The 25,850-nt window shown below is 70.6% G+C and carries 24 protein-coding genes and 2 pseudogenes; 7 read left to right on the top strand and 19 right to left on the bottom strand.

Going from position 1 to position 25,850, the window contains the following annotated elements; genetic code table 11:
- Nucleotides 1-238 (bottom strand): annotated as a pseudogene (locus tag WH07_RS12900) (DUF4190 domain-containing protein); the annotation flags it as partial.
- Between the two features lie 152 nt (nucleotides 239-390).
- On the opposite strand from WH07_RS12900, the gene WH07_RS12895 reads away from it, so the two are divergent.
- Both WH07_RS12895 and WH07_RS12890 read left to right on the top strand, forming a co-directional pair.
- Nucleotides 391-1,416, top strand: a complete 1,026-nt coding sequence (locus WH07_RS12895; RefSeq protein ID WP_046499686.1) for an adenosine deaminase — start codon at nucleotides 391-393, stop codon at nucleotides 1,414-1,416.
- Nucleotides 1,401-2,174 carry a glycerophosphodiester phosphodiesterase gene (locus tag WH07_RS12890; protein ID WP_079023180.1) on the top strand — a complete coding sequence of 258 codons (774 nt, stop codon included), beginning with the start codon at nucleotides 1,401-1,403 and terminating at the stop codon, nucleotides 2,172-2,174. Before WH07_RS12895 ends, WH07_RS12890 begins: the two co-directional genes overlap by 16 nt.
- A gap of 96 nt (nucleotides 2,175-2,270) precedes the next feature.
- Here the strand turns inward: WH07_RS12890 and WH07_RS12885 are convergent, their stop codons facing one another.
- Nucleotides 2,271-3,710, bottom strand: a complete 1,440-nt coding sequence (locus tag WH07_RS12885) for a gamma-aminobutyraldehyde dehydrogenase (protein ID WP_046499683.1) — start codon at nucleotides 3,708-3,710, stop codon at nucleotides 2,271-2,273.
- Between the two features lie 184 nt (nucleotides 3,711-3,894).
- On the opposite strand from WH07_RS12885, the gene WH07_RS12880 reads away from it, so the two are divergent.
- The 4 genes from WH07_RS12880 to WH07_RS12865 all read left to right on the top strand — a co-directional run bounded on the left by WH07_RS12880 (nucleotide 3,895) and on the right by WH07_RS12865 (nucleotide 7,876).
- Nucleotides 3,895-4,410 (top strand): Lrp/AsnC family transcriptional regulator, encoded by a 516-nt coding sequence (locus WH07_RS12880; RefSeq protein ID WP_046499681.1) that lies wholly within the window; start codon nucleotides 3,895-3,897, stop codon nucleotides 4,408-4,410.
- Nucleotides 4,395-5,774 (top strand): aspartate aminotransferase family protein, encoded by a 1,380-nt coding sequence (locus WH07_RS12875; protein WP_198533794.1) that lies wholly within the window; start codon nucleotides 4,395-4,397, stop codon nucleotides 5,772-5,774. Before WH07_RS12880 ends, WH07_RS12875 begins: the two co-directional genes overlap by 16 nt.
- Nucleotides 5,775-6,014: 240 nt before the next feature.
- Nucleotides 6,015-6,743, top strand: a complete 729-nt coding sequence (locus tag WH07_RS12870; protein ID WP_046499701.1) for an ABC transporter ATP-binding protein — start codon at nucleotides 6,015-6,017, stop codon at nucleotides 6,741-6,743.
- Nucleotides 6,725-7,876 (top strand): hypothetical protein, encoded by a 1,152-nt coding sequence (locus WH07_RS12865; RefSeq protein ID WP_046499680.1) that lies wholly within the window; start codon nucleotides 6,725-6,727, stop codon nucleotides 7,874-7,876. The genes WH07_RS12870 and WH07_RS12865 overlap by 19 nt, the downstream gene beginning before the upstream one ends.
- Before the next feature lie 90 nt (nucleotides 7,877-7,966).
- Here the strand turns inward: WH07_RS12865 and WH07_RS12860 are convergent, their stop codons facing one another.
- From WH07_RS12860 to rpsB, 9 genes are all read right to left on the bottom strand, one after another.
- Nucleotides 7,967-9,016, bottom strand: coding sequence for an ABC transporter ATP-binding protein (locus WH07_RS12860; protein WP_046499678.1), 1,050 nt, complete (start codon nucleotides 9,014-9,016; stop codon nucleotides 7,967-7,969).
- On the bottom strand, nucleotides 9,016-10,629 hold the full coding sequence (locus WH07_RS12855; RefSeq protein ID WP_046499676.1) for an ABC transporter permease: 1,614 nt from the start codon (nucleotides 10,627-10,629) through the stop codon (nucleotides 9,016-9,018). The genes WH07_RS12860 and WH07_RS12855 overlap by 1 nt, the downstream gene beginning before the upstream one ends.
- A gap of 110 nt (nucleotides 10,630-10,739) precedes the next feature.
- Nucleotides 10,740-11,810, bottom strand: coding sequence for a thiamine ABC transporter substrate-binding protein (locus WH07_RS12850; protein WP_046499674.1), 1,071 nt, complete (start codon nucleotides 11,808-11,810; stop codon nucleotides 10,740-10,742).
- Nucleotides 11,811-12,158: 348 nt separating this feature from the next.
- A complete protein-coding gene (gene rlmN, locus WH07_RS12845; RefSeq protein ID WP_046499672.1) occupies nucleotides 12,159-13,265 on the bottom strand; it encodes a 23S rRNA (adenine(2503)-C(2))-methyltransferase RlmN in 1,107 nt (368 codons plus the stop codon).
- A 123-nt stretch (nucleotides 13,266-13,388) separates the two neighbouring features.
- Nucleotides 13,389-14,474: a phosphatidate cytidylyltransferase gene (locus WH07_RS12840; protein WP_046499670.1), complete on the bottom strand. Its 1,086-nt coding sequence runs from the start codon at nucleotides 14,472-14,474 to the stop codon at nucleotides 13,389-13,391.
- Entirely contained in the window at nucleotides 14,474-15,031 is a 558-nt protein-coding gene (frr, locus tag WH07_RS12835) for a ribosome recycling factor (protein ID WP_046499668.1), read from the bottom strand. Before frr ends, WH07_RS12840 begins: the two co-directional genes overlap by 1 nt.
- Before the next feature lie 127 nt (nucleotides 15,032-15,158).
- Entirely contained in the window at nucleotides 15,159-15,923 is a 765-nt protein-coding gene (gene pyrH / locus WH07_RS12830) for a UMP kinase (protein ID WP_046499667.1), read from the bottom strand.
- Between the two features lie 158 nt (nucleotides 15,924-16,081).
- The gene (gene tsf / locus WH07_RS12825) at nucleotides 16,082-16,918 is read right to left on the bottom strand and encodes a translation elongation factor Ts (RefSeq protein WP_046499666.1); all 837 of its coding nucleotides are present in this window, start codon (nucleotides 16,916-16,918) and stop codon (nucleotides 16,082-16,084) included.
- A gap of 97 nt (nucleotides 16,919-17,015) precedes the next feature.
- Entirely contained in the window at nucleotides 17,016-17,903 is an 888-nt protein-coding gene (rpsB, locus tag WH07_RS12820; RefSeq protein ID WP_046499664.1) for a 30S ribosomal protein S2, read from the bottom strand.
- Nucleotides 17,904-18,179: 276 nt separating this feature from the next.
- Here rpsB and WH07_RS37440 point away from each other — a divergent pair.
- A pseudogene (locus WH07_RS37440) lies at nucleotides 18,180-18,611 on the top strand (peptidoglycan DD-metalloendopeptidase family protein); the annotation flags it as partial.
- A gap of 256 nt (nucleotides 18,612-18,867) precedes the next feature.
- Here the strand turns inward: WH07_RS37440 and WH07_RS12815 are convergent.
- From WH07_RS12815 to lepB, 8 genes are all read right to left on the bottom strand, one after another.
- Nucleotides 18,868-19,425, bottom strand: a complete 558-nt coding sequence (locus WH07_RS12815) for a TetR/AcrR family transcriptional regulator (RefSeq protein ID WP_046499662.1) — start codon at nucleotides 19,423-19,425, stop codon at nucleotides 18,868-18,870.
- Between the two features lie 61 nt (nucleotides 19,426-19,486).
- Nucleotides 19,487-20,323 (bottom strand): RNA polymerase sigma factor WhiG, encoded by an 837-nt coding sequence (whiG, locus tag WH07_RS12810; RefSeq protein WP_046499660.1) that lies wholly within the window; start codon nucleotides 20,321-20,323, stop codon nucleotides 19,487-19,489.
- A 241-nt stretch (nucleotides 20,324-20,564) separates the two neighbouring features.
- Complete coding sequence (gene dprA / locus WH07_RS12805; RefSeq protein ID WP_046499658.1) at nucleotides 20,565-21,731, bottom strand: DNA-processing protein DprA; 1,167 nt, start codon at nucleotides 21,729-21,731, stop codon at nucleotides 20,565-20,567.
- Nucleotides 21,728-23,356 (bottom strand): YifB family Mg chelatase-like AAA ATPase, encoded by a 1,629-nt coding sequence (locus tag WH07_RS12800; protein ID WP_046499657.1) that lies wholly within the window; start codon nucleotides 23,354-23,356, stop codon nucleotides 21,728-21,730. Before WH07_RS12800 ends, dprA begins: the two co-directional genes overlap by 4 nt.
- A complete protein-coding gene (locus WH07_RS12795; RefSeq protein WP_046499699.1) occupies nucleotides 23,356-23,787 on the bottom strand; it encodes a YraN family protein in 432 nt (143 codons plus the stop codon). The genes WH07_RS12800 and WH07_RS12795 overlap by 1 nt, the downstream gene beginning before the upstream one ends.
- 209 nt (nucleotides 23,788-23,996) lie before the next feature.
- The gene (locus WH07_RS12790) at nucleotides 23,997-24,305 is read right to left on the bottom strand and encodes a DUF2469 domain-containing protein (protein ID WP_014675276.1); all 309 of its coding nucleotides are present in this window, start codon (nucleotides 24,303-24,305) and stop codon (nucleotides 23,997-23,999) included.
- Nucleotides 24,306-24,360: 55 nt separating this feature from the next.
- Nucleotides 24,361-24,837, bottom strand: a complete 477-nt coding sequence (locus tag WH07_RS12785; RefSeq protein ID WP_106409561.1) for an NUDIX hydrolase — start codon at nucleotides 24,835-24,837, stop codon at nucleotides 24,361-24,363.
- A 55-nt stretch (nucleotides 24,838-24,892) separates the two neighbouring features.
- Nucleotides 24,893-25,648: a signal peptidase I gene (gene lepB / locus WH07_RS12780; RefSeq protein ID WP_046499653.1), complete on the bottom strand. Its 756-nt coding sequence runs from the start codon at nucleotides 25,646-25,648 to the stop codon at nucleotides 24,893-24,895.
- Between the last annotated feature and the right edge of the window lie 202 nt (nucleotides 25,649-25,850).

Raw genomic sequence — 25,850 nt, 5'->3', positions numbered from 1 at the left:
GCCCCGGGGCGGGCTGGGCCGGTCCGCCGGGCGCGACCGGCGGCGGCGGTACGGCGCCGGGCTCGGGCCCGGAGCCGGGTATCCCGGCGACCGTCTGCTGGTCGTGCACCGATCCGGTGGCCGGCGGCTGCGGTTCCGGCCACGCCACGGGGTCGTTCTGCGGCGCCTTGTGCTCCGGCGGAGCCCAGGGATCACTCGGCTCGTAGCCGCCCGACGGCTGCTCGCTCTTGTCTGACATGGGCCTCCCCCATCGTGATTCCGTCATGCTACGGCCTCCGCTGGACGCGGAACCGGCCCGGCCTACGATGATCCCTGACCCGAGCGGTGCTGGGCCGAGACCCCGGCCGGACGCCGTACCGCGGGCACCAGCCCCACCAAGCGGAGGACCCGATGACCGATCTGCGCCCCTTCATCGCGGGGCTGCCCAAGGCCGAGCTGCATGTCCACCATGTCGGCTCCGCCTCGCCACGCATCGTGGCCGAACTGGCCGCGCGGCACCCGGACTCCAAGGTCCCGGCCGATCCGGAGGCGCTCGCCGAGTACTTCACCTTCACCGACTTCGCACACTTCATCGACGTCTATCTCTCCGTCGTCGATCTGCTGCGCACGCCCGAGGACGTCCGGCTGCTGACCTTCGAGGTCGCCCGTGACATGGCCCGGCAGAACATCCGCTACGCCGAGCTGACGATCACGCCGTACAGCTCGACCAGCCGCAACATCCCCGAGCAGGCCTTCATGGAGGCCATCGAGGACGCCAGGAAGGCCGCCGAGTCCGAGTTGGGCGTCATATTGCGCTGGTGCTTCGACATCCCCGGCGAGGCCGGGCTCGCAGCGGCCGAGGAGACCACCCGCCTCGCGGTCGAGCTGCGCCCCGAGGGCCTGATCGCCTTCGGTCTCGGCGGCCCCGAGATCGGTGTGCCCCGGCCGCAGTTCAAGCCCTATTTCGACCGCGCCATCGCCGCCGGGCTGCACTCCGTGCCGCACGCCGGTGAGACGACCGGTCCCGAGACGGTCTGGGACGCGCTGCGCGAGCTGGGCGCCGAGCGCATCGGCCATGCCACCAGCGCCGTCCAGGACCCGGAGCTGCTCGCGCATCTCGCCCAGCACCGCATCCCGCTGGAGGTGTGCCCGACCTCCAACATCGCCACCCGCGCGGTCGCCGATCTCGACGAGCACCCGATCAGGGCGATGGTCTCGGCCGGTGTGCTGGTCACGGTCAACAGCGACGATCCGCCGATGTTCGGCACCGACCTCAACCAGGAGTACGCGGTCGCGGCCCGGCTGCTCGGCCTGGACGAGCGGGGGCTGGCCGATCTCGCGAAGAACGGTGTCGAGGCGTCCTTCCTGGACCCGGGGAGCAAGGTGCGGCTCGCCACGGAGATCGACACGTACACCGCCAAATGGCTCGCCCGGTAGCGGCGGCGATGATGTCCGGTGACCGCGCGGGACCCGTGCGTACGGTGACCGCCGTGGGCCACCGCGGCGATCCCTACCGGTTCCGTGAGAACACCCTCGCGTCGGTGCGCTCCGCGCTGGAGCGGGGGGCGGACGCGGTCGAGATCGACGTCCGGCTCACCCGGGACGGTGTGCCCGTACTGCTGCACGACTCCACGCTGAGGCGGCTCTGGGAGCACGACCGGCGCCTCGCCGAGCTGACCCACCAGGAGCTGGACGGGCTGACCGGCGGCGCGGTTCCGGCGCTGCGGGACGCGCTCGCGGCGACGGACGGCGCCCGCCTCCTGATAGATCTGCCGGGCGCCACGGAGAGGTCGGTACGGACGGTCGTCGCCGAGGTGCGCGAGGGCGGGGCCAAAGACCGGGTGTACTACTGCGCGGGCCCGCGCACGATGCTCGCCGTCCGCGCCGCCGACCCGGACGCCGAGATCGCGCTGACCTGGACGACGCTCGCGCCGCCCCGCCCCACGCTGCTCGCGGCGGTGCGGCCGCGCTGGCTCAACTACCACTTCGGACTGGTCAGCCGCGCACTCGCCGACCGCAACCACCGGGACGGACTGCTCGTCTCGGCCTGGACCGCCGACACCCGGCGCACCATGCGCAGGCTGATCGCCCGGGGCGTCGACGCGATCACCACCAACCGCATCGATGTGCTGGCCGCCCTGCTGGCCGCCCCGGCCCACCGGGATCCCGTACGGACGGCGCAGGAAGAGCCCTGACGCCCAACGGCGTGCGGGGCGGGCGGCGGACATGAGGTCCACCGCCCGCCCCGCGAGCGGGCTTCCCGCCCCGCGTACCGGCTTTGAAGACAGCGCTCAGGCGTCGAGCGAGGTCATCACATGCTTGACGCGCGTGTAGTCCTCGAAGCCGTACGCCGACAGGTCCTTGCCGTAGCCGGACTTCTTGAACCCGCCGTGCGGCATCTCCGCGACCAGCGGAATGTGGGCGTTGATCCACACACACCCGAAGTCCAGCGCCTTAGACATCCGCATCGCCCGCGCGTGGTCCTTCGTCCACACCGAGGAGGCGAGCGCGTACTCGACGCCGTTCGCGTACTCCAGCGCCTGCGCCTCGTCCGTGAAGGACTGCACGGTGATGACCGGGCCGAAGACCTCGTTCTGGATGATCTCGTCGTCCTGCTTGAGACCGGAGACGACGGTCGGCGCGTAGAAGTAGCCCTTGTCGCCGACCTGGTGGCCGCCCGCCTGGACCTTGGCGTGCGCGGGCAGCCGCTCGATGAAGCCGGCGACCTGCTTGAGCTGGTTGGCGTTGTTGAGCGGCCCGTACAGCACGTCCTCGTCGTCCGCGGCACCGGTCCTGGTCTCGGACGCGGCCTTCGCGAGCGCCGCCACGAACTCGTCGTGGATCGACTCGTGGACGAGGACGCGGGTGGCGGCCGTACAGTCCTGGCCCGCGTTGAAGTAGCCCGCCACCGCGATGTCCTCGACGGACTTGGCGATGTCGGTGTCCTCGAACACCACGACCGGCGCCTTGCCGCCCAGCTCCAGATGGACCCGCTTGACGTCCTTGGCCGCCGACTCGGCGACCTGCGCCCCGGCCCGTACGGAACCGGTGATGGAGACCATCGCCGGAATCGGGTGCTCGACCATCGTCCGGCCGCTGTCGCGGTCGCCGCACAGCACGTTGAAGACGCCCTTGGGCACGATCGCCCCGATGATCTCCGCCAGCAGCACGGTCGAGGCGGGGGTGGTGTCCGACGGCTTCAGTACGACGGTGTTGCCCGCGGCGAGCGCCGGAGCGAACTTCCACACGGCCATCATCATCGGGTAGTTCCACGGTGCGACCTGCGCGCAGACACCGACCGGCTCACGGCGGACCATCGAGGTGAAGCCCTCCATGTACTCGCCGGCCGAGCGGCCTTCGAGCAGCCGTGCGGCGCCCGCGAAGAAGCGGATCTGGTCCACCATCGGCGGGATCTCTTCCGTACGGGTCAGCTCCAGCGGCTTGCCGGTGTTCTCCGACTCGGCCGCGATCAGCTCCTCCGCCCGCTCCTCGACCGCGTCCGCGATCCTGAGCAGCACCCGCTGGCGCTCGGCCGGGGTGGTGTCGCGCCAGCCGGGGAAGGCGGCCGCCGCGGCCTCCATGGCGGCGTCGACATCGGCCTGCCCGGAGAGCGGGGACGTGGCGTACGCCTCGCCCGTCGCCGGGTTGACCACCTCGATGGTCCGTCCGTCGGCGGCGTCCCGGAACTCCCCGTTGATGTAGTTACGCAGCCGGCGCAGCTCGGTGGTCACTGCCACCCCTCCTTCTGGTCGGATGTCCGATGGGTGAGACAGTTCCACCCTAATCCTTCGGCCGACGCTTTCGACAGGCCGACGCCCCGGGAACTTCGGATTCGGTGATATTGCGGCCCTTCAACAACGAATATCATCGATAGAGGGTTGCGGGACGGACGAGTCGCAGTGCACAGTGAGGCTCGTGGCCAGTCGTAGCGCAGACTCCAGAACAGACCCGGGCCCCGGTTCCCGGGGCGGAAACGGCTCGTCGTCCTCGATCGACGCCGTCTCCCTCGCCATCATCGAACAGCTCCAGGAGGACGGGCGGCGCCCGTACGCCGCGATCGGCAAGGCCGTCGGCCTCTCCGAGGCGGCCGTGCGCCAGCGCGTCCAGAAGCTGCTCGACCAGGGCGTGATGCAGATCGTCGCCGTCACCGACCCGCTCACCGTGGGATTCCGGCGGCAGGCCATGGTCGGCATCAATGTCGAGGGCGACACGGAGTCGGTCGCGGACGCCCTGGCGGCCATGGACGAGTGCGAGTACGTGGTGATGACCGCGGGCTCGTTCGATCTGATGGTGGAGATCGTCTGCGAGGACGACGACCATCTGCTGGATGTCATCAACAAGAGGATCCGCGCGCTCCCCGGCGTGCGCTCCACCGAGAGTTTCGTCTATCTGAAGCTGAAGAAGCAGACCTATATGTGGGGAACCCGATAGCCGTGAGCAAGGACCTCTCCAAGACCGCGTACGACCACCTGTGGATGCATTTCACCCGCATGTCGTCCTACGAGAACGCGCCCGTGCCCACCATCGTGCGTGGCGAGGGCACCTACATCTACGACGACAAGGGCAAGCGCTACCTCGACGGCCTCTCCGGGCTGTTCGTGGTGAACGCCGGGCACGGCCGCCACGAGCTGGCCGAGACCGCCTACAAGCAGGGGCAGGAGCTGGCGTACTTCCCGGTGTGGTCCTACGCCCACCCCAAGGCCGTCGAGCTGGCCGAGCGGCTGGCCCACTACGCGCCCGGCGACCTCAACAAGGTCTTCTTCACCACCGGCGGCGGCGAGGCGGTCGAGACCGCCTGGAAGCTCGCGAAGCAGTACTTCAAGCTGACCGGCAAGCCCACCAAGTACAAGGTCATCTCACGCGCCGTCGCCTACCACGGCACCCCCCAGGGAGCCCTGTCCATCACCGGACTCCCCGCGCTGAAGGCGCCGTTCGAGCCGCTGGTCCCGGGCGCGCACAAGGTCCCGAACACCAATATCTACCGGGCGCCGATCCATGGCGACGACCCCGAGGCCTTCGGCCGCTGGGCCGCCGACCAGATCGAGCAGCAGATCCTCTTCGAGGGCCCCGAGACGGTCGCGGCGGTCTTCCTGGAGCCCGTGCAGAACGCGGGCGGCTGCTTCCCGCCGCCGCCCGGCTACTTCCGGCGGGTCCGCGAGATCTGCGACCAGTACGACGTGCTGCTCGTCTCCGACGAGGTGATCTGCGCGTTCGGCCGCCTCGGCACGATGTTCGCGTGCGACAAGTTCGGTTACGTACCGGACATGATCACCTGCGCCAAGGGCATGACCTCGGGCTACTCACCGATCGGCGCCTGTATCGTCTCCGACCGGCTGGCCGAGCCGTTCTACCGGGGCGACAACACCTTCCTGCACGGCTACACCTTCGGCGGCCACCCGGTCTCCGCGGCCGTCGGCCTCGCCAACCTCGACATCTTCGAGCGCGAGGGCCTGAACCAGCATGTCCTCGACAACGAGGGCGCGTTCTTCGGCACCCTTGAGAAGCTGCTCGACCTGCCGATCGTCGGCGATGTCCGCGGCAACGGCTTCTTCTACGGCATCGAGCTGGTGAAGGACAAGGCGACCAAGGAGACCTTCACGGACGAGGAGACCGAGCGCGTGCTGTACGGGTTCCTCTCCAAGGAGCTGTACGAGAACGGGCTCTACTGCCGCGCGGACGACCGCGGCGACCCGGTCGTCCAGCTCGCGCCGCCGCTGGTGTCGGACCAGTCGGTCTTCGACGAGATCGAGGGAATCTTGCGGTCGGTGCTGACGGAGGCATGGACCAAGCTCTGACGCCCGGCCTGACGCCCGGCCCTGCGTGACCGGGCGACCGCCCGCGACCGGTGCTGAAGAATCGTCACACCACCCGCATGACGGCCCGGGTGCGCCCTTTCGAGTGAGAAGGGCGGCACCCGGGCCGTGTGCTGTCCGATCCCCCGGTTCCGAATACCTAGCGTGCCCTGTGACCGATCGTCGCCGCCTTCGTTCACCCGGACGGCGGAGGTAAGTCCGACCAGAACCGAGGTGTACGCCATGGTGGCCCCGCCGGACAACGACGTGCTCTGGGCGCGTTCCCTGACCTACTCCCACAACGGATCGCCCGCGCTCGACGGTGTTTCGCTCGGCGTGCGCGAGGGCGAGATCCTTGCCGTGTGCGGCCCGCGCGGCAGCGGCAAAACGACTCTTCTGCGCTGTCTGTCGGGTCAGTTGGTCCCGCAGGAGGGCGAGGTCTGGTTCAACGACTCACCGGTCCACACCATGAGCGCGGTGCTGCGCGAGCGGCTGCGCAGGGACCGGTTCAGCTGGATCGACCCCGAGCCCGCCCTCGTGCCCGAGCTGACCGCCTGGGAGAACGCGGCGCTGCCGCTGCTGCTGCGCGGCGCCTCGCACCGGGTCGCCAAGGTCACCGCGCTGGAGTGGCTGGACCGGCTCGACATCGGGCAGTGCGCGCGCAAGCGTCCGTACGCCCTGCTCCAGGCCCAGCGGCAGCGGATCGCGGTGGCGCGCGCCCTGGTCACCACGCCCTCGGTGCTCTTCGCCGACGAGCCGACCGCACCGCTGCACCGTACCGACCGGGCGCAGGTGATCCGTACGCTGACCACCGCCGCCCGCTCGCACAGCATCACCGTCGTCCTCGCCACCCTGGACGAGGAGGTCGCGGCGCTCGCCGACCGTACGGTCTCCCTGCTGGACGGCCGTCGGATCAGCTCGCTGGGACCGACCGAAGCGGAAGGCCAGGCCGCGTGCTCGCTCTCCGTCTAGGCCGTGGCGCCCGTCCTCTGGTCCTGGTGCGCCGGCTGCTGGTCGTGGCGGCGTCCGCCGGGGTCGGTTTTCTGCTGCTGTGCACGCTGGGCTGGGCCATGGGCCATCCGGCCGGCTCCGCGGCCCGCCTGCTCTGGTGTCTGATCCCGCTGGCGGCGACGGTCCAGTTCGCGGTGGCGGTGGCCCGTACGGAACCGGGCACCCGGCCGCGCACCGGACTGTCGGCGGTGGGCCTCGGCCCGGCCCGGCTGACCACCCTGGCGGCCACCTCGACCGCGGTCTCCTGTGCGTTCGGCAGCGCGCTGGCGCTGCTGCTCTTCCTCCATCTCCGCAGTGATCCGACCGGTTCGCCCCTCGGCGGCCAGGGCGCCGAGCTGCTCGCCAGGGGCCAGTCGCTCCCGCTGGCCGCGATGCTGACGTTGCTGGCGCTGGTGCCGACCTTCGCGACGGCCGCGACCGGCATGGCGATGCGGCATCACACCCGCAGGGCCGCCCGGCCGGCCGAGAACGTGCCGCCTCCGGTGCACACCCCGTCCGGGCTGCCCTGGGGGGTGGCGCTCACCGCGGCGGGCCTGGCGGTCGAGACGTACGCGAGCAGGAGCGGGGGCGGGTCCGCGCCGCCGCTGCCCGGTCAGTTCGACGGCAGCTCGGCCGGTGTGCTGGCGGGCTGGTCGCTGACCGCCATCGGTCTCGCCCTGGCCGGTCCCGGCATCACCCATCTCTGCGGGCGGCTGGTCCAGATCCTGCGGCCCGGCGCGATCCGGCTGCTGGCGGGGCGCACCCTGATGACCGAGGCCCGTAACATCGGCCGCCCGCTGGGCGTTCTGTGTGCGGTGATCTCGGGTGTGTTCGCCGCGACCTCCCTGTCCGGGCCCGGTGCCGTACGCCCCTTCGGGCCCCTGACCGGCCTCGGCGCGGCCCTGGTGATCGGCTGTACGGCGGCGACGCTGCTGACGGCCACGGCGGAGTCCCGGCAGGCCCGCGCCGCCACCACCACGACGCTGCACCATCTCGGCGCCCCCGCCACGCTTCTGCGTACGGCGGCGGCGGTACGGGCGACCGCGATCCTGACGATCTTCGCCCCGCTGACCTGGATGGTGGCGGCCCTGGCGGCGATTCCCCTGACCGCCTAGACCACTTGAGAAAACGGCCCCCGGACCCGCTGAGGTCCGGGGGCCTTCGCTTGCCGTCGCCGCGGGTACTGCTCCGCGGGCCGCCCGGTCTCAGAGACCGCTCTCCCTGCCCTCCAGTACCACCACGTCCTCCGCGGCGAAGGCCACCCCGACCGCCGCGCCCACGCGCGGCGCGTCCCGGAGCCCGCACTCCGCTTCCAGTACCGGTCCGCCCGAGGGTCCGTCGGGGCGCAGCAGCACCGCGACCCGGCTGCCCCGGAACGTACGGGCCTCCACCGTGCAGCGCAGCGCGCCCGCCGGGTCGACCAGCCGTACCCCGGCGGGCCGTACCAGCACCGACCGCTCACCCTGGGCCGATCCGTCCGGCACCGGGATCCGTCCCCAGACCGTGTCGGCCGCGCCGCCGCTCACCGTCGCGTCCACGACATTGTCGAAACCTAGGAAGCGTGCCACGAACGCCGAGGCGGGGCGCTGCCAGACCTCCACCGGGGTGCCCGTCTGGGCGACGCGTCCGTCCCGCATCACCACGACCCGGTCGGCGAGCGCGAACGCCTCCCCTTGGTCATGGGTGACGGCGAGCACGGTCGTACCCAACCGTCCGAAGAGACCGCGCAGTTCGACCACCAGCCGCTCGCGCAGACTCCGGTCGAGCTGCCCGAGCGGCTCGTCCAGCATCAGCAGCCGGGGCCGGGGGGCCAGTGCCCGCGCCAGCGCGACCCGCTGCTGCTCACCGCCGGAGAGCGCGGCGACGGCCCGCCGCCCGGCGCCCGGCAGCCCTACGAGTTCGAGCAGTTCCTCGACCCGGCCCGCCTGTTCGCCGCGCGGTACCCCTCGCATCCGCAGTCCGAAGGCGACATTGCCCGCCACATCGCGCTGTGGGAAGAGCTGGTGGTCCTGGAACATCAGCCCGACCCCCCGCCGGTGCGTCGGCACCCCCGTCCGGTCGGCGCCGTCCAGCAGCACCCGCCCGCCGTCCGGCGCGGTCAGCCCGGCCACCACCCGCAGCAGTGTCGACTTGCCGCTCCCGCTCGGCCCCAGCACACAGACCGTCTCGTGCTCGGCGATCTCCAGGTCCACGGCGTCGAGGGCGGTACGGGCACCGAACCGAACGGTGACGTCCGAGAGGGTCAGCAGGGCCATCAGAACTCCCCGGAGCGGTCGGTACGGATACGTTCCAGCGCCAGCAGCGATACCGCGCACACCAGCATCAGTACGGTGGACAGGGCCATGGCCTGCCCGTAGTTGAGTTCGCCGGGCCGTCCCAGCAGCCGGGCCACGGCCACCGGCAGCGTTGGCCGGTCGGGGCGTGCGATGAACACCGTCGCCCCGAACTCGCCCAGTGAGACGGCGAACGCGAAACCGGCCGCGACCAGCAACGCCCGCCGTACGAGCGGCAGATCGACCTCGCGCCAGACGCGGAGCGGGGACGCGCCGAGGACCGCCGCCGCCTCGCGCAGCCGTCCGTCCACCGCGCGCAGCACCGGCAGCATGGTCCGCACGACGAAGGGCACGCCCACCAGCGCCTGGGCGAGCGGCACCAGGATCCAGGAGGTCCGCAGATCCAGCGGCGGTTTGTCGAGCGTGATCAGAAAACCGAAGCCGACGGTGACGGCCGAGACCCCGAGCGGGAGCATCAGCAGCGCGTCGAAGCCCCGGACGAGCCGGCCCGCGCGGCGGGTCAGCGCGGCGGCGGCGAGTCCGCCCACCACCAGGGCGACGCCCGTCGCGGCCAGCGCGTACCGCAGCGAGTTCCAGACGGCTTCCAGCGGCGGTACGAGGAACGTTCCGCCGCTCGCGTCGAGCGAGCCGAGCGCCCGGTAGAAGCCGAGGCCATACCCTCCCGGCGCGTCGAGCGAGCGCTCGACGAGCACAGCGAGCGGCAGCAGGATCAGCACCAGAACGGTGGCGAGGACCCCGCCGAGCAGCGCCCACTGCCCGGTCCCGCGCGGCCTGCGCGCCGTCCGCGCGGGATCGACGAGTCTCAGCGCGCCTTCCCGCCTCCGTACGGTCCTGGCGTGCACCGCCAGCACCGCCGCGACCGCCGCGAACTGGACGAGGGTGAGCACGGCGGCGGTGGGCAGATCGAGCAACTGCGCGGTCTGCCGGTAGATCTCCACCTCCAGCGTGGAGTAGGCCGGGCCGCCCAGGATCTGTACGACGCCGAAGGAGGTGAAGGTGAAGAGGAAGACCATCAGGGCCGCCGCCGCCACGGCGGGCGCGAGGGCCGGCAGCGTCACCCGCCACCAGGCGGCAAACCGTCCCGCGCCGAGCACCCGCGCGGCCTCCTCCTGGCGCGGGTCGAGCTGTGACCACAGACCGCCCACGGTCCGTACGACCACCGCGTAGTTGAAGAAGACATGCGCGAGAAGGATCGCCCAGACGGTGGTGTCGAGTCGTATGCCCCACAGTTCGTCGAGCAGTCCGCCGCGCCCGAGCAGCGCCAGGAAGGCCGTACCGACGACGACGGTCGGCAGGACGAAGGGGATGGTGACCACCGCGCGCAGCACATGCCTGCCGGGGAAGTCGAAGCGCGCGAAGACATAAGCGCCGGGCAGGGCGATCAGCAGGGTGACCGCGGTGGACGCCAGCGCCTGCCAGGTGGTGAACCAGAGGACACCGAGGATGTCGGGACGGCTCAGCACCTCACCGACGCGGCCGAACTGCCAGGTGCCGTCGGCCTTGAGACCGCGGCCGACGATCGCGGTCACGGGATAGGCGAAGAAGACCGCGAAGAACGCCACGGGTACGGCCATGAGGGCGAGCCGGACGGCATGCGCGCGGCCGGCCCGCTCTCTCTTGGAGGTGGGGCGGGTTCCCTTCGGGCCGGGGCGGGCCGGCCGGGCCCGGCTCGCCGCTTCGCCGGCTACTTCACCACGAGTGAGGTCCACGACTGGATCCACTGCTCACGGTTGGCGGCGATCTTGTCGGGTGCCACGGTCCCGGGCTCGGGGACCGTCGCGCCGAACTTCGTGAACAGCTCGGGCAGCTTCACGCTCTTGACGACCGGGTTGACGAACATGTTCAGCGGCATGTCCGCCTGGAAGGTGTCGCTGATCAGGAAGTCCACCAGGGCCTTGCCGCCCGCCTCGTTCTTCGCGCCCGTGAGCAGCCCGGCGAACTCGGTCTGCCGGAAGCAGGTGCCGGTGGCGACTCCGGTGGGCGCCTGCTGCGGCTGCGGCTCGGCGTACAGGACCTCTACGGGAGGACTGGAGGCGTACGAGACGACGAGCGGGCGGTCGGCCTTGGCCTTCTTACCGCCGGCCGAGCCCGAGAAGTTCTCGTTGTAGGCCAGTTCCCAACTGTCGACGACCTGGACGCCGTTGGCCTTGAGCTTCTTCCAGTAGTCCTGCCAGCCGTTGTCGCCGTACTGCGCGGCCGTGCCGAGGAGGAAACCGAGGCCGGGCGAGGAGGTCGCGGCGTTCTCGGTCACGAGCAGGTTCTTGTACTGCGGCTTGACCAGATCGTCGAACGACTGGGGCGGCGCGAGCTTCTTGTCCGCGAAGTACTTCTTGTCGTAGTTGACGCAGATGTCTCCGGTATCGATGGGTGTGACCCGGTTCTGATCGCGGTCGAGCTGTGCGGCTGTGTCGACGCGGTCCAGGCCCTTGGCCTTGTACGGAGTGAACAGGCCGTTGTCGAGGGCGCGGGAGAGCAGGGTGTTGTCGACGCCGAAGAAGACATCGCCCTGGGGCGAACCCTTGGTCAGGATCTCCTTGTTGAGTGCCTCGCCCGCGTCGCCGCTCTTCAGGACCTTGACCGTGTAGCCGGTCCGCCGGGTGAACTCCTTGAGCACGGCGGGCGAGGCGTTGAACGAGTCATGGCTGACGAGGGTGACGGTCTTTGACTCCGTGCCGCCGCTGCCGCCGGACGGCGCAGAGCCGTCGGATCCGCCGCAGGCGGCGAGGACCGAGACGCCGAGCGCGGTGGCAAGCACGGCGACGGCCGTCCTGCCGCGGGCGGCCGTACCTCTGTTACTGGCTGCGCTACTGGTGCCAGTGGCGCTGGTGGTGCCGATGGTGGTGCTCACTGATTTTCCTCCTGGGAAGTCCAGGAGAAGACGCGGCCCTGCCCGGGGTCAGGACCGGCGGGACCGGCCGGACTCCGGGCAGGGCGCAACAGCTTGAGTGGTGACCGAACTTCCTACCCAGAATGACCTGGGCGAGGTTCAGAGGGTCTGCGGCCGCTGCCCGCTCTCACGGACATGTGCCACACTCTCAGCGCTGTGGCGCTCCCCTGTCGGAACATATGCAATGCGTTCAGACCAACATTACCCCGCGGCCGTCTAGCGCTCCGAGGCGGCCAACTGCCCGCACGCCCCGTCGATCTCCTGGCCCCTGGTGTCCCGTACCGTCACCGGCACGCCATGAGCCGCGATCGCCTCGACGAACGCCTTCTCGTCCTCGGGGCGTGACGCCGTCCACTTCGATCCCGGGGTCGGGTTGAGCGGGATCAGATTGACGTGCACCCGCTTGCCCTTGAGCAGCCGGCCCAGCCGGTCGCCGCGCCAGGCCTGGTCGTTGACGTCACGGATGAGGGCGTACTCGATGGAGACCCGGCGGCCGGACTTCTCCGCGTACTCCCAGGCCGCCTCCAGCACCTCCCGTACCTTCCAGCGGGTGTTGACCGGGACGAGGCTGTCGCGCAGCTCGTCGTCGGGCGCGTGCAGGGAGACCGCGAGGCGGCACTTGAACCCCTCGTCGGCGAAGCGCAGCATCGCGGGCACCAGACCGACCGTCGAGACCGTGATCCCACGCTGGGACAGACCCAGGCCGTCGGGCTCGGGGTCGGTCAGCCGGCGTATCGCGCCGACCACCCGGTTGTAGTTGGCGAGCGGCTCGCCCATGCCCATGAAGACGATGTTCGACAGCCGGGAGGGGCCGCCGGGCACCTCGCCGTCGCGCAGCGCGCGCATCCCGTCGACGATCTGGTGCACGATCTCCGCGGTGGACAGATTGCGGTCGAGACCGGCCTGTCCGGTGGCACAGAAGGGACAGTTCATCCCGCAGCCGGCCTGCGACGAGATGCACATCGTGACCCGGTCCGGATAGCGCATCAGCACCGACTCGACCAGCGTGCCGTCATGCAGCCGCCACAGCGTCTTACGGGTGGTGTCGTCGTCGCACGAGATGTGCCGCACCACCGACATCAGCTCGGGCATCAGCTCCGCGGCGAGCTTCTGACGCGCGGCGGCCGGGATGTCGGTCCACTGCTGCGGATCGTGTGCGTACCGCGCGAAGTAGTGCTGCGAAAGCTGGTTGGCACGGAACGCCTTCTCGCCGACCGCGGCGACGGCCTCGCGGCGCTCGGCGGGGGTGAGGTCGGCGAGGTGCCGCGGCGGCTTCTTGGCCCCGCGGGGCGCGACAAAAGTCAATTCTCCAGGTACAGGCATGGTGGAACCAGTGTCGCAGACATGCGGCAGGGGCCCGCTGTCCTGTGGACAACGGGCCCCCGTGCGGTATCGCCGCTGGTCAGACCCTTGGCCGGGCCGCGCTCGGCAGGAACCTGCGAAGCGTCACGAGCCTACGAAGATCACCAGCAGCAGCCAGACCACCGGCGCCGTGGGCAGCAGGGAGTCGAGCCGGTCCATGATGCCGCCGTGCCCGGGCAGCAGCGTGCCCATGTCCTTGATGCCGAGATCCCGCTTGATCATGGACTCGCCGAGATCACCGAGCGTGGCGCTGGCCGCGACCGCCAGTCCCAGCAGCAGCCCCTGCCACCAGATTCCGTCGTGGATCAGGAACTGCATGCAGAGCGCGCCGGCCACCATGGCGAAGACGACGGCTCCCGCCAGTCCCTCCCTGGTCTTGCCGGGGCTGATGCGCGGCGCGAGCTTGTGCGTACCGAAGCGCCAGCCGACCGCGTACGCGCCCGTGTCGCTGACGACCGTCAGCACCATGAACATCAGCACCCGCCACGGCCCGTCGTCCGGCCTGAGCATCATGACCACGAAGGTCGCCAGGAACGGTACGTAGAACGCGGCGAAGACCCCGGCGGTGACGTCCTTCAGATAGCCCTCGGGCCGCTGGGTCATCCGCCAGACCAGCACCGCGAGCGCCGTCAGGGCCATCGCGACCCAGGCGCCCTCGGCACCGCGCACATATCCGGCGACGACCATCGCGGCGCCGCCGACGGCCAGCGGAACCAGGGGCGCCTTGATGCCCTTCTTCTCATCCAGCCGCGAGGTCAGCTCCCACAGCCCCACGGCCACCGCGACCGCGACCACGCCGACGAACACGGCCTTGACGACGAAGAGCGACACCACGACGAGCAGACCCAGGCCGAGGCCCACGCCTATGGCCGCGCGCAGATCACGGCCCGCCCGCTTCTTCTGGGGTGGTGGCTGAGGTGCTCCCATGGGCTCCTGTGGAGGCTCGTCACGGAACAGGGGGCGGCCCGGCCGGGCGGCCCCCCGGTCGTCATCCTGGTCCCCGCCGCCGGCGGGTCCGTCGGGCACGATGGGCATGGGCCGAGTCTGCTGTGTGTCCAGCGTGTCGTACGCGGGACCCGCCGGGGCGGCCCCGTGGTCGGCCGGTCCCCAGTAATCGGTGTAACCGGAGTAACCGGCCGCTGACGGGGCCCCCCGGGAAGAGTCGTTCATCAGACCTCGAGCAGCTCGGCTTCCTTGTGCTTGAGCAGCTCGTCGACCTGCGCGACATACTTCGCGGTCGTGTCGTCGAGCTCCTTCTCGGCGCGGCGGCCCTCGTCCTCGCCGACCTCGCCGTCCTTGACCAGCTTGTCGATGGTCTCCTTGGCCTTGCGGCGTACCGCCCGGATCGAGATCTTCGAGTCCTCGGCCTTGGTCTTGGCGACCTTGATGAACTCCTTGCGGCGGTCCTGGGTCAGCTCGGGGAACACCACCCGGATGATGTTGCCGTCATTGCTCGGGTTGACGCCGAGGTCGGAGTCGCGGATCGCCTGCTCGATATTGCGCAGGGCGCTCTTGTCGAACGGGGTGACCACGGCCATCCGCGCCTCGGGCACGGCGAACGAGGCGAGCTGGTTGATCGGGGTCAGGGCACCGTAATAGTCCGCCACGATCTTGTTGAACATCGCTGGATGCGCCCGTCCTGTGCGGATCGCGGCGAAGTCGTCTTTGGCGACCAGGACGGCCTTCTCCATCTTCTCCTCGGCCTCGAGGAGGGTCTCTTCGATCACCACTTGCTCCTGCGTGTCTTGAGTGGGCCCGGTGTGCGCAGCGGGCCGTCGGAACCTGCGTCGCGTCTACTCCTGCACGGTGTCCGACCGGCAGGGCTCTGTCCATCCCGTACGGGGCGGCCCCGGATCAGGTCCGGGTGCCCTGGTCGCTCACGAGCGTGCCGATCTTCTCACCCTTGACCGCACGCGCGATATTGCCTTCCTTCAGCAATTCGAAGACAAGGATCGGCAGCTTGTTGTCCTGGCACAGCGTGATCGCCGTCATGTCGGCGACACGCAGATCGCCCGCGATCACCTCGCTGTACTCCAGCGCGTCGAACTTGACCGCGTCGGGGTTGGTCTTGGGGTCCGAGTCGTAAACCCCGTCCACCCCGTTCTTACCCATCAGCAGCGCCTGGGCGTCGATCTCCAGGGCGCGCTGCGCGGCGGTGGTGTCGGTGGAGAAGTACGGCATGCCCATACCGGCGCCGAAGATGACCACGCGGCCCTTCTCCATGTGCCGTACGGCGCGCAGCGGGATGTACGGCTCCGCGACCTGGCCCATGGTGATGGCGGTCTGGACGCGGGAGTCGATGCCTTCCTTCTCCAGGAAGTCCTGGAGGGCCAGGCAGTTCATGACCGTACCAAGCATGCCCATGTAGTCGGAGCGTGCCCGGTCCATGCCGCGCTGCTGGAGTTCGGCGCCCCGGAAGAAGTTGCCACCGCCGATGACGACCGCGATCTGGGCGCCGTCCCGCACCACGGCGGCGATCTCGCGGGCGATGGCGTGTACGACGTCGGGGTCGACGCCGAGTGCTCCCCGGCCGGCGAACGCCTCGCCGGACAGCTTCAGCATGAAGCGGCCGTGCTTCGTACCGTCGTCGCTCTTGTCGGCTTTGTCGGCCTGTTCCATGGAGATCTCCTCGTGCGCATACGAAGAAGGCCATTGCCGGGGGTCCTCGCGGGTTCCCAGTGCGGCAATGGCCTCCTCGTCAGATCTGCGGTCGCCGGGCGCGTACGCGGACGACTGCGTCAGACCCTATCGGGGTCTTCGGTTGATCGCGTACGGACTCAGATGCCGACCTTGATGCGCGCGAAGCGCTTCAGGCTGACACCGGCCTCGTCCAGGACCTTCTGGACGGACTTCTTGTTGTCCTTCGCGAACGCCTGCTCCAGGACCACGACCTCCTTGAAGAAGCCGTTGACGCGCCCCTCGACGATCTTGGGAAGGGCGGCCTCGGGCTTGCCCTCCTCGCGCGAGGTCGCCTCGGCGACACGGCGCTCGTTCTCGACCGTCTCGGCCGGGACCTCGTCGCGGTTGAGGTACTTCGGGGCGAAGGCGGCGATGTGCTGCGCGACGTCCTTGGCGACCTGGGCGTCTTCCTTGTCCAGCTCGACCAGCACACCGACCTGCGGCGGGAGGTCGGGCATGGTGCGGTGCATGTAGGCGGCGACATAACCGCCGGTGAACTGCGCGAAGCGGTCCAGGACGATCTTCTCGCCCAGGTTGGCGTTCGCCTCGTCCACATACGCCTGAACGGTCTTGCCGGCCTCGATCTCGGAGGCGAGGAGCGCCTCCAGGTCGGCCGGGGAGGTCGCGGCGACATGCGCGGCGAGGGCGTTGGCCACGTTCTGGAACTTGTCACCCTTGGCGACGAAGTCCGTCTCGCACTTCAGCTCAAGCAGAACGCCGGAGGTCTTGTCCTCGGAGATGAGGGAGACGACCGCGCCGTTCTCGGCAGAACGGCCCTCGCGCTTGGCGACGCCCTTCTGACCCTTGACTCGGAGGAACTCGACGGCGCTGTCGACGTTGCCGTCGGCCTCGTCCAGTGCCTTCTTGCAGTCCATCATGCCGGCGCCGGTGAGCTCACGGAGCTTCTTGACGTCGGCGGCGGTGTAATTCGCCATGATCTGTAATTCTCTCTCGAAGGTCTGAAAGATCTACGGGGGAACGGCGGGGGCCGTGGTGCGGCCCCCGCCGTCGACTGCCGGAACCGTTAAGGGGTCAGGCCTGCTCGGTGTCCGCGGCCGCGGCGTCCACGTCGGCGGCCTTCTCCGTCTCGGCGGAGGCCTGGACCTCGGCCTCAGGCTTGGCGGCCGCGTCATCGGCCTTCTTCTCGCCTTCGAGCAGGTCGCGCTCCCACTCGGCGAGGGGCTCGCCCGCGGCCTTCTCGCCCGGCTTGGAGTCACCGGTGGCGACACCGGAGCGGGCGATGAGGCCCTCGGCGACGGCGTCGGCGATCACACGGGTGAGCAGGGTGACGGAGCGGATCGCGTCGTCGTTGCCCGGGATCTTGTAGTCGACCTCGTCGGGGTCGCAGTTGGTGTCGAGGATCGCGACGACCGGGATGTGGAGCTTGCGCGCCTCACCGACGGCGATGTGCTCCTTCTTGGTGTCGACGATCCAGACGGCGCTGGGCACCTTCTGCATCTCGCGGATACCACCGAGGGTCTTCTCCAGCTTGGCCTTCTCGCGGGAGAGGACCAGCAGCTCCTTCTTGGTGAGACCGGAGGCGGCCACGTCCTCGAAGTCGATCTGCTCAAGCTCCTTCAGACGCTGGAGGCGCTTGTAGACGGTGGAGAAGTTGGTGAGCATGCCGCCCAGCCAGCGCTGGTTGACATAGGGCATGCCGACGCGCGTCGCCTGCTCGGCGATGGCCTCCTGGGCCTGCTTCTTCGTACCGACGAACATGATGGAGCCGCCGTGCGCGACGGTCTCCTTGACGAACTCGTAGGCGCGGTCGATGTACGACAGCGACTGGAGCAGGTCGATGATGTAGATGCCGTTGCGCTCGGTGAAAATGAAGCGCTTCATCTTCGGGTTCCAGCGGCGGGTCTGGTGACCGAAGTGGACGCCGCTCTCCAGCAGCTCCCGCATCGTGACGACGGCCATGGCCGTACTCCTTGAGATACTCGGTTGTCGCGTCCGCCGGACGGCGGCCGCACCTGACGCCCCGGTGCGCTGTGCCACGGAGGACCGAGAAGCGCTGGCATCGGTGCGAAGGGCCCGATGCCGGGGCGTGCGAAGTCGACCCGGTGACCCGGATCGCCACAAGAAGTGTACGGGACCGTCGCACCCCCGGGTGACGGCGATATCCACAACCGGTCGGTGGTCCACAGTTCCGGGGCATGATCAGCGCGGTTGTGCCGGGTGCGGCACGGTGGGGACATGATCACTGTCCGTGTCGGTGCGCGTCCTGTTGTCGCCCTCTCGTTCCTCGTCTCCTTCCTCCTGCTCTTCACCGCCGGCTCCGCGGTCGCGGCCACTGCCGATGGGGGCAGTGATGGCGGAGGCCGGGTCTGGCCGGTGGGGGCGCGGCCGGTGCTGCTGCGCGGCTGGGAGCCGCCGGAGTCGGCGTACGGCCGGGGGCACCGCGGGGTGGATCTGGCCGCCGCGCCGGGCTCGGTGGTACGGGCCGCTGCCGGGGGCCGGGTGTCGTTCGCGGGCCGGGTCGCGGGCCGCGGGGTGCTGGCGATCGCTCTGTCCGGTACGGGGGCGCCGCCTCTGCGGATCACCTATGAGCCGGTGGAACCGCTGGTCTCCGAGGGGGATGCGGTGGCTCCGGGGCAGGTGGTGGCCCGGCTGGGCGCCGGGTCGTCGCACTGTGCCGCGAGCTGTCTGCACTGGGGGCTGCTGAGGGGCACGGTCTATCTGGACCCGCTGTCCCTGCTGCCGCCGGAGCTGCTGCGGCTGGGCCCCTCGCGGTTGCTCCCGGTCGTGGGTGTCCCAGAACCGCCGATGGCCGTCCTGCCCAGGCCGGCGCCTTCTGCCGCGTCGACGGCGGGCGGTGCAGTGCACACGATCGTCCTGCTCGCGCTGGCAGTCTGGGTCCACCGCGCGGGGCGGCGCCCGGGGCTCAGCTCCGTACACCGCGCAGGGCCATCGAGACCGCGGCCTCGGCGATCTCCCCCGGGGTCTCGGCCGCGCCCAATTCGATACGGCGAACCGCCGCGTCCACGACCCCCTGGAGCAGCATCGCGGCGAGCCGGGGCTGCTGATGGCCCAGTTCGGCGAGGGCCTCCACGATCATGGCGATCAGGCCGCCGTGCGCGGCGCGGATCTTCTCGCGGGCCCCCGCGTCGAGTTCGCTCGCCGAGATGGCGACGACGGCACGGTGGCGCCGGTCGCCGACCAGCGTGAGCTGCTGCCGTACATACGCCTCGATCTTGGCCTCGGGGGTGTCCGCGCCGGCCATGGCCTCCTCGACCTCGGCCGCCCAGAGGGGGAAGTCCACGGCGCACAGTTCTTCGACGACGGCGGCGCGGGAGCGGAAGTACTCGTAGACGGAGGACCTGGCGAGGCCTGTGCGCTCGGCGAGGGCGGGGAAGGTCAGCGCTTCCGTGCCGCCTTCGGACAGAAGGGAGCGTGCGGCGTCCAGGAGGGCGCCACGCTGCATGGTCCGGTGCTCGGCCACGGAGGCCGCTCGAATCCTGGGCACGCCTCCACTTTACGGATCGGGCGGCCGGGGTACAGCGTCAGCGTCCCACGTCGGCCAGCTTGGCCCGCAGTTGGAGCACCGACTTCGTATGGATCTGGCTGACCCTGCTCTCGGTCACACCGAGGACATGGCCGATCTCGGCGAGGGTGAGGCCCTCGTAGTAGTAGAGCGTGACCACGGTCTTCTCGCGGTCGGGGAGCGTGTTGATGGCACGGGCCAGCAGTCGTCTCAGCTCTCGGTCCTCGGCCACCTCCACCGGATCGTCGGCGGCGGTGTCCTCCAGGGTGTCCATCAGGCTGAGCCGGTCGCCGCCCTCGCCGCCGACATGGAGCAGTTCCTCCAGCGCCACCACATTGGCCAGGGACAACTGACTGAAGACGGCGTGGAGTTCCTCCAGCGCGATCCCCATCTCCGCGGCCACCTCGCCCTCAGAGGGCGTGCGTCTGAGCTGGGCCTCCAGCGTGGCGTAGGCGCGCTCGACGGCTCTGGCCTTCTGCCGTACGGAGCGCGGGATCCAGTCCAGGGCCCTGAGTTCGTCGATCATCGCGCCGCGGATCCGGGTGATCGCATAGGTCTCGAACTTGATGGATCGCTCGATGTCGAACTTCTCGATCGCGTCGATCAGACCGAAGACCCCGGAGGAGACGAAGTCGGCCTGCTCGACATTGGGCGGCAGTCCCACACTGACCCGGCCCGCGACATACTTCACCAGCGGTGAGTAGTGCAGGATCAACTGCTCGCGCAGCCGCTCGTCGCCCGTGGCCTTGTACGACCGCCACAGCTCTTCGAGCGACGAGGGCGCGGGGGGCCGTACGGCGCTCCGGGCAGCCGGGGGCGCTGCCGCGCGGTCAGACCCGGAGGTGTGCTGGGGCATGCGTTGCCTTGAGCCGTTCTGCTGTGAAGTGCGGGGGACGTCTGCTGGGGCCGGAATGCAGGTGAGCGTAGCGTGGCTGAGCCGTCGCGCCACCCGAGGAGCGGACGGCCGCGCCCGTCCCGGTGGACGCCTTCGAGCACATCTTCGATCCCGGGCCGACACCGCTCGCGCCGGCCCGCCGGGCGGCACCGACGGAGTTGCAGGGCTCATCGCTCTCACCTTTTCACCCGAATGCCCCAGATCAAGAACCGCCTCGCCGCACGGCGACCGCCGGAGTCGCCGGGCCGGCCAACTGCCAGCCGTCGCCATGCCGTTCGACAAACCCCAGCGAGTGGAGTTCGTACAGCCTGGCGAGAGCCTCGTCCGGAGTCGTTCCCGCGCCCCGCGCGATCTCCGGCCCGGCGGCGCTGCCCCGGGCGGGCAGTGCTTCCAGGACCCGGGCGCTGAGCGGGTCGAGCAGGTCCCTCGGCAGTACGGGGCCCCGGCGGCACGGGGCCAGCTCGCCGATGTCGCCGACCAGCTCGGCCACTTCGGCGGCGTCTGTGACCAGGACTCCCTCACCGCGCAGCAGTTCGTGCACGCCGGCCGACAGCCCGCTGGTGACGGGACCCGGCACGCCCATCGTGAAGCGGCCGAGCCGCTGGGCGTCGCGGGCGGTGACCAGGGAACCGCTGCGGTACTCCGCCTCCACCACGACGGTGCCCCGGGTGAGCGCGGCGATCACCCGGTTGCGCAGCACGAATCTGCTGCGGGTGGGGTGGTCGCCCGGCGCCAGTTCGGCGATGACCAGGCCCTGTTCGACGATGCGCCCGATCAGCTCGGCGTGGCCGCGCGGATAGACCACGTCGACCCCGCAGGCCAGCACCGCCACGGTCGCCCCGCCGGAGGCCAGCGCGCCCCGGTGAGCCGCGCCGTCCACCCCGAACGCGGCGCCGGAGGTCACCACCCAGCCGCGTTCGGCGAGCCCGGCGCCGATACTGGCCGCCATATGTGCCCCATACGAGGTACACGCCCGGGCGCCGACCACGGCTACGGAGCGCAGCGACCAGATCCGCAGATCCGGGCTGCCCCGCACCCAGAGCCCAATGGGCCTGGCGTCGCCGAGGTCATCGAGCTGGCTGGGCCACTCGGTGTCGCCCGGACAGACGAACCGGCCGCCGAGCCGGGTGACCGTTGCGAGGTCGCGCTCGGGTACCGCCGCCAAGGCCCGGGCGCGGTAGCCGTCGAGCCGCTGCTCCCCGACGCCGGTGAGCCGACCCCGACCGGCGCCGGGCGAGGTGAGCAGCGCGAGCAGTCCGGTGGCACCGAACTCCCGCAGCCACCGCCCGCCGTGCTCGTCCCCGGGTTCCAGCACCCGGGTGAGCGCGGCCCGCGCCAGCCGCTCCGCCGGGCGGGCACCGGACGTCATGTCACACCCCCGGCCACCGGCACGGCGCCCCGGGCGATACCGGTGCGCAGTTCCAGCGCGAGCGCGACATCCCGCGCTTCGGGGCGGTCGCGCCCGGCGAGATCAGCGACGGTCCAGGCCACCCGCAGCACCCTGTCCAGGCCACGCGCTGTGAGCAGTCCGCGCTCCAGATCGCGTTCGGCCGCGGCGAGCGCGCCGGAGGCGACCGGCCAGCGGGTGCGCAGCTCATGGCCGGGCACCTCGCTGTTGACGGCCCAGGGTGTGCCGTCCAGCCGGGCCGCCGACCGCGCCCTGGCCTCCCGTACCCGCTGGGCGACCGCCGCCGTGGGCTCGCCCCTGCCGCCCTGTCCGACCAGGTCCTCGCGGTGGACGGGCCGGACATCGACGCGCAGATCCACCCGGTCCAGCAGCGGCCCGGACAGCCGCGACTGGTAGCGGCGGATCACCGAGGGCGGGCATTCGCATCCTGCGCCGTGCAGGGTGTGCCGGCCGCAGGGGCAGGGATTGGCGGCGAGGATCATCAGAAAACGGGCAGGGAGCCGCACCACCCCCGCGCTGCGCGCCACCACCACATGCCCCGACTCCAGCGGCTGGCGCAGAGCGTCCAGCGCCCGGCCCGAGAACTCCGGCGCCTCGTCCAGAAAGAGCACACCACGGTGAGCCAGGGACACCGCGCCCGGTCTCGGCAGTCCGTTGCCGCCGCCGACCAGGGACTGCATGGTGGCCGAGTGGTGCGGTGCGCAGTACGGCGGCGTACGGACCAGTGGCTCGCCGGGCGGCAGGATGCCCGCCACCGAGTGCACCGCCGTGACCTCCAGCGACTCCTGCCGGGTCAGAGGCGGCAGCACCCCGGGCAACCGCTCGGCCAGCATGGTCTTGCCCGCACCCGGCGGGCCCTGGAGGAGCAGATGGTGGCCGCCCGCCGCGGCCACCTCCAGTGCAGTGCGGGCCGAGGCCTGACCGGCGACATCCGCGAGGTCGGGCCGGTGTCCCTCGCTCTCGCCGTTTCCGGCCGCGAGTCCCGTGCCGACGCCCGCGCCCGGCACCATCAGCCCCGCCAGCATCGCGTCCGGGCGCCCCGCCATGGTGTCCCGGGGCTCGTCCGGCACCGCGTCGTCGGTCAGTACGGCGATGAGCTGCCGCAGGCTCCGTACCCCGAGGACCGACACCCCCGGCACCAGGGCCGCCTCGCCCGCGGTCTGCTCGGGAACCACCACCTGCTCGTAACCGGCCTCGGCCGCCGCGAGCACCGCGGGTAACACCCCGCGCACCGGTCTGACCCGCCCGTCCAGGCCCAGCTCCCCGATCAGGACCAGATCGGCGATGGCCCGGGGATCGATGCGGTCGGCGGCCCCGAGCACCGCCGCCGCGACGGCGAGATCGAATCCACTGCCGCTCTTCGGTACGGAAGCGGGGCTCAGCCCGACCGTGAGCTTCTTCTGCGGCCACTCGGCACCGGAGTTCACCACCGCCGCCCTGACCCGGTCGCGGCTCTCCACCAGGCTCTTGTCCGGGAGCCCCACCAGGGTGAACGCGGCCACTCCCGGCTCAAGATCCGCCTGGACCTCGACCACCACGCCCTCGACACCCACCAGTGCCACCGAGCACGCTCGCGCGAACCCCATCAGGCCACCCCCCGCGCGTGCTCGATCTCTGCCGCGCCGCGCCGGGGCAGCACCACTCCGATGAGATCGATCCGCACTCCGCCGGGCGGCGGACCGCCGCACCGCTCCAGCCAGGAGGCCGCGAGCCGTCTGAGCCGGTCCGCCTTCTCCTCGGTGACCGCGGCCATCGGATGTTCGAACGAACCGGCCCTGCGGGTCTTCACCTCACAGACGACCAGCACCGCGCCGCCCCGGGCATCGCTGTCCCGGGCCACGATGTCGATCTCGCCCGTCCTGCCGCACCGCCAGTTGCGGGCCAGTACGGTCATCCCCGCCTCGGCCAGTCTCCGCGCGGCCAGCTCCTCGCCGTACCTCCCCAGAGCCCTGGTCGCATTCGCCGCGTTCGCAGCCCTCGTCGCATTCGCCGCGTCCGCAGCGCTGGTCGCGTTCATCGCGTTCGTCGCGTTCATTCCGGCACCACCTCCGGCACCGACTGTGACGCGACCGCCCGCAATGAGTGGATCTTGGTGGACAAGTCATCGACTGTGGATAACCCGGCCACCCTCGCGGGTGACCGGCCGCCACCCGGCCCGCCGCACAGTCCACCACCCCGCACCACGCCACGGCAGGCCCCCCGGCACGACCGCCCGGCTCAAGCCCGTCAGCCGCCGGGCAGTTCGAGGTCGCTCTTGTTCAGCTCCTCGATATTCACGTCCTTGAACGTGAGCACCCGGACCTGCTTGACAAACCTGGCCGGCCTGTACATGTCCCAGACCCACGCGTCCGCCATCGTGACCTCAAAGAAGACCTCACCCTGTACTGAGTGCACCTGCATCTCATAGTCATTGGTGAGATAGAAACGACGCTCGGTCTCGATCACATATTTGAACAGACCGACGACATCGCGGTACTCCCGGTAGAGCTTCAGCTCCATCTCGGTCTCGTACTTTTCGAGGTCCTCGGCGCTCATGGCATGTTCCCCTTCAGCCGTACGTCCCCCCATTGTGCTCCGACGCCCCGCACCCCTAGACGATTTCGGGGGCGAGGACCACCGGCGTATCCGGAGGACCCTCTTCGAGCAGCGTACGCAGCAGTTCGGCGAGCCTGGTCGGGTACACCGTCTCACGCGCCGCCAGCAGTTCGGCGGAGGTCCACCACCTCAGCCCCGCGACGCTGCGCAGCTCCAGCTCCGTCAGCCCGTCCGCCGAGGTCTCGGTCTGCGCCGTACGTGCCAAGAAGTACCACTCGTCCTGGTCCCAGCGTCTCCCGTCGAAGGGAAAAGAGCAGATCCGACGCCAGAGCACGGGCCCCAGCTCCACCTGTGTGATACCCGTCTCCTCCGCCAGCTCGCGCACCGCGGCCTCCTCGCGGCTCTCGTCCCCCTCCAGGCCGCCGCCGGGCGTGAACCACCAGTCGTCGCCGGGATCGTCCGGCTCGAATCCGTGCAGCAGCAGAATCCGGTCCTGGGGGTCGAGCAGCACCACCCGGGCCACCTTGCGCAGCTCCCCCGCAGCCGACGTGCGCGGCTCTCCCTCAGCCGGTGTGCGCGGCTCCCCCTCAGCGGACACCGGCGGACGCCCCTTCCCGTGCCCCACGGGCCCTCCGCGGCGCCGACAGCCACCGCGCGACCGGTCCGTACGCCGCACCGCCCAGAATCAGCAGGGCCCCGCCCAGAATCGCCGCCGCGACCAGCTTCACCGGCCCCGGCCCGGACACTCCGCCCGGCAGCGCCGCGAACGCCTCCGGCCGGCCGACCAGGCTGCCCACCGGCCACACCACGGCATCGACACGCGCGTCCACCGACGCGACCGGTACGGAGCCCTGTGCCTGGTCCTGGAGGTGGACGCGGGAGTCCAGTGAGCCGTTGCGCTCATCTCCGAGCAGAAAGAGCTGCCCCTCGGGCACCTTCGCGCTGAATTCGGTCGTGGACGCCTGCCCGCCGGGCATTCCCTGGACGTACGGTTCGCGGACCGGCTTGCCGTTCACGGTGAGCCTGCCGTCCGTGTCGCAGCAGGCGACCGTGTCGCCGCCGACTCCGACCACGCGCTTCAGCATCGGAAGGTTGCCCCAGTCGGCGTCGCTGAAGACCACCACATCCCCGCGCCGTACGTCGCCGCCGGATATCCGCTGGGCCAGCACCCGGTCGCCCGCCTTCACGGTCGGGCTCATCGAGTTGGTGGGCACGGTGTACGGCCGGTATTCCACGGCTCCCCAGACGAATCCGCCGAGGAAGAGCACACAGCCGACGGCCACGGCCAGCCCCGACAGCACACTGCCGAGGCGACCGTGGCCGCCACTCACCGCTTCCGGCACCGCTCCGGGCTCCGTACGCCGGGTCCCTTGGCGCCCGGTCCCCGGCTGTCCCGGCCCGGGGCTTCCCGCCCCAGGTTGTCCCGGCCCGGGGCTTCCCGTCCCGACCGTTCCGCTTGTGCCGCTCATCCCAGCGCTCCCCCCGTTCCGGAGAATGGCCGCCCCATGCCTCCGTGAAGAGGTCTCGGACGGCGGTCCGGGACCG

Origin of the sequence: Streptomyces odonnellii (genome assembly GCF_000981895.1) — a bacterium.
Lineage (GTDB): Bacteria > Actinomycetota > Actinomycetes > Streptomycetales > Streptomycetaceae > Streptomyces > Streptomyces odonnellii.
Note: the sequence above shows the minus strand (reverse complement) of the source record. Positions and strands in the feature narration are given on the sequence as shown.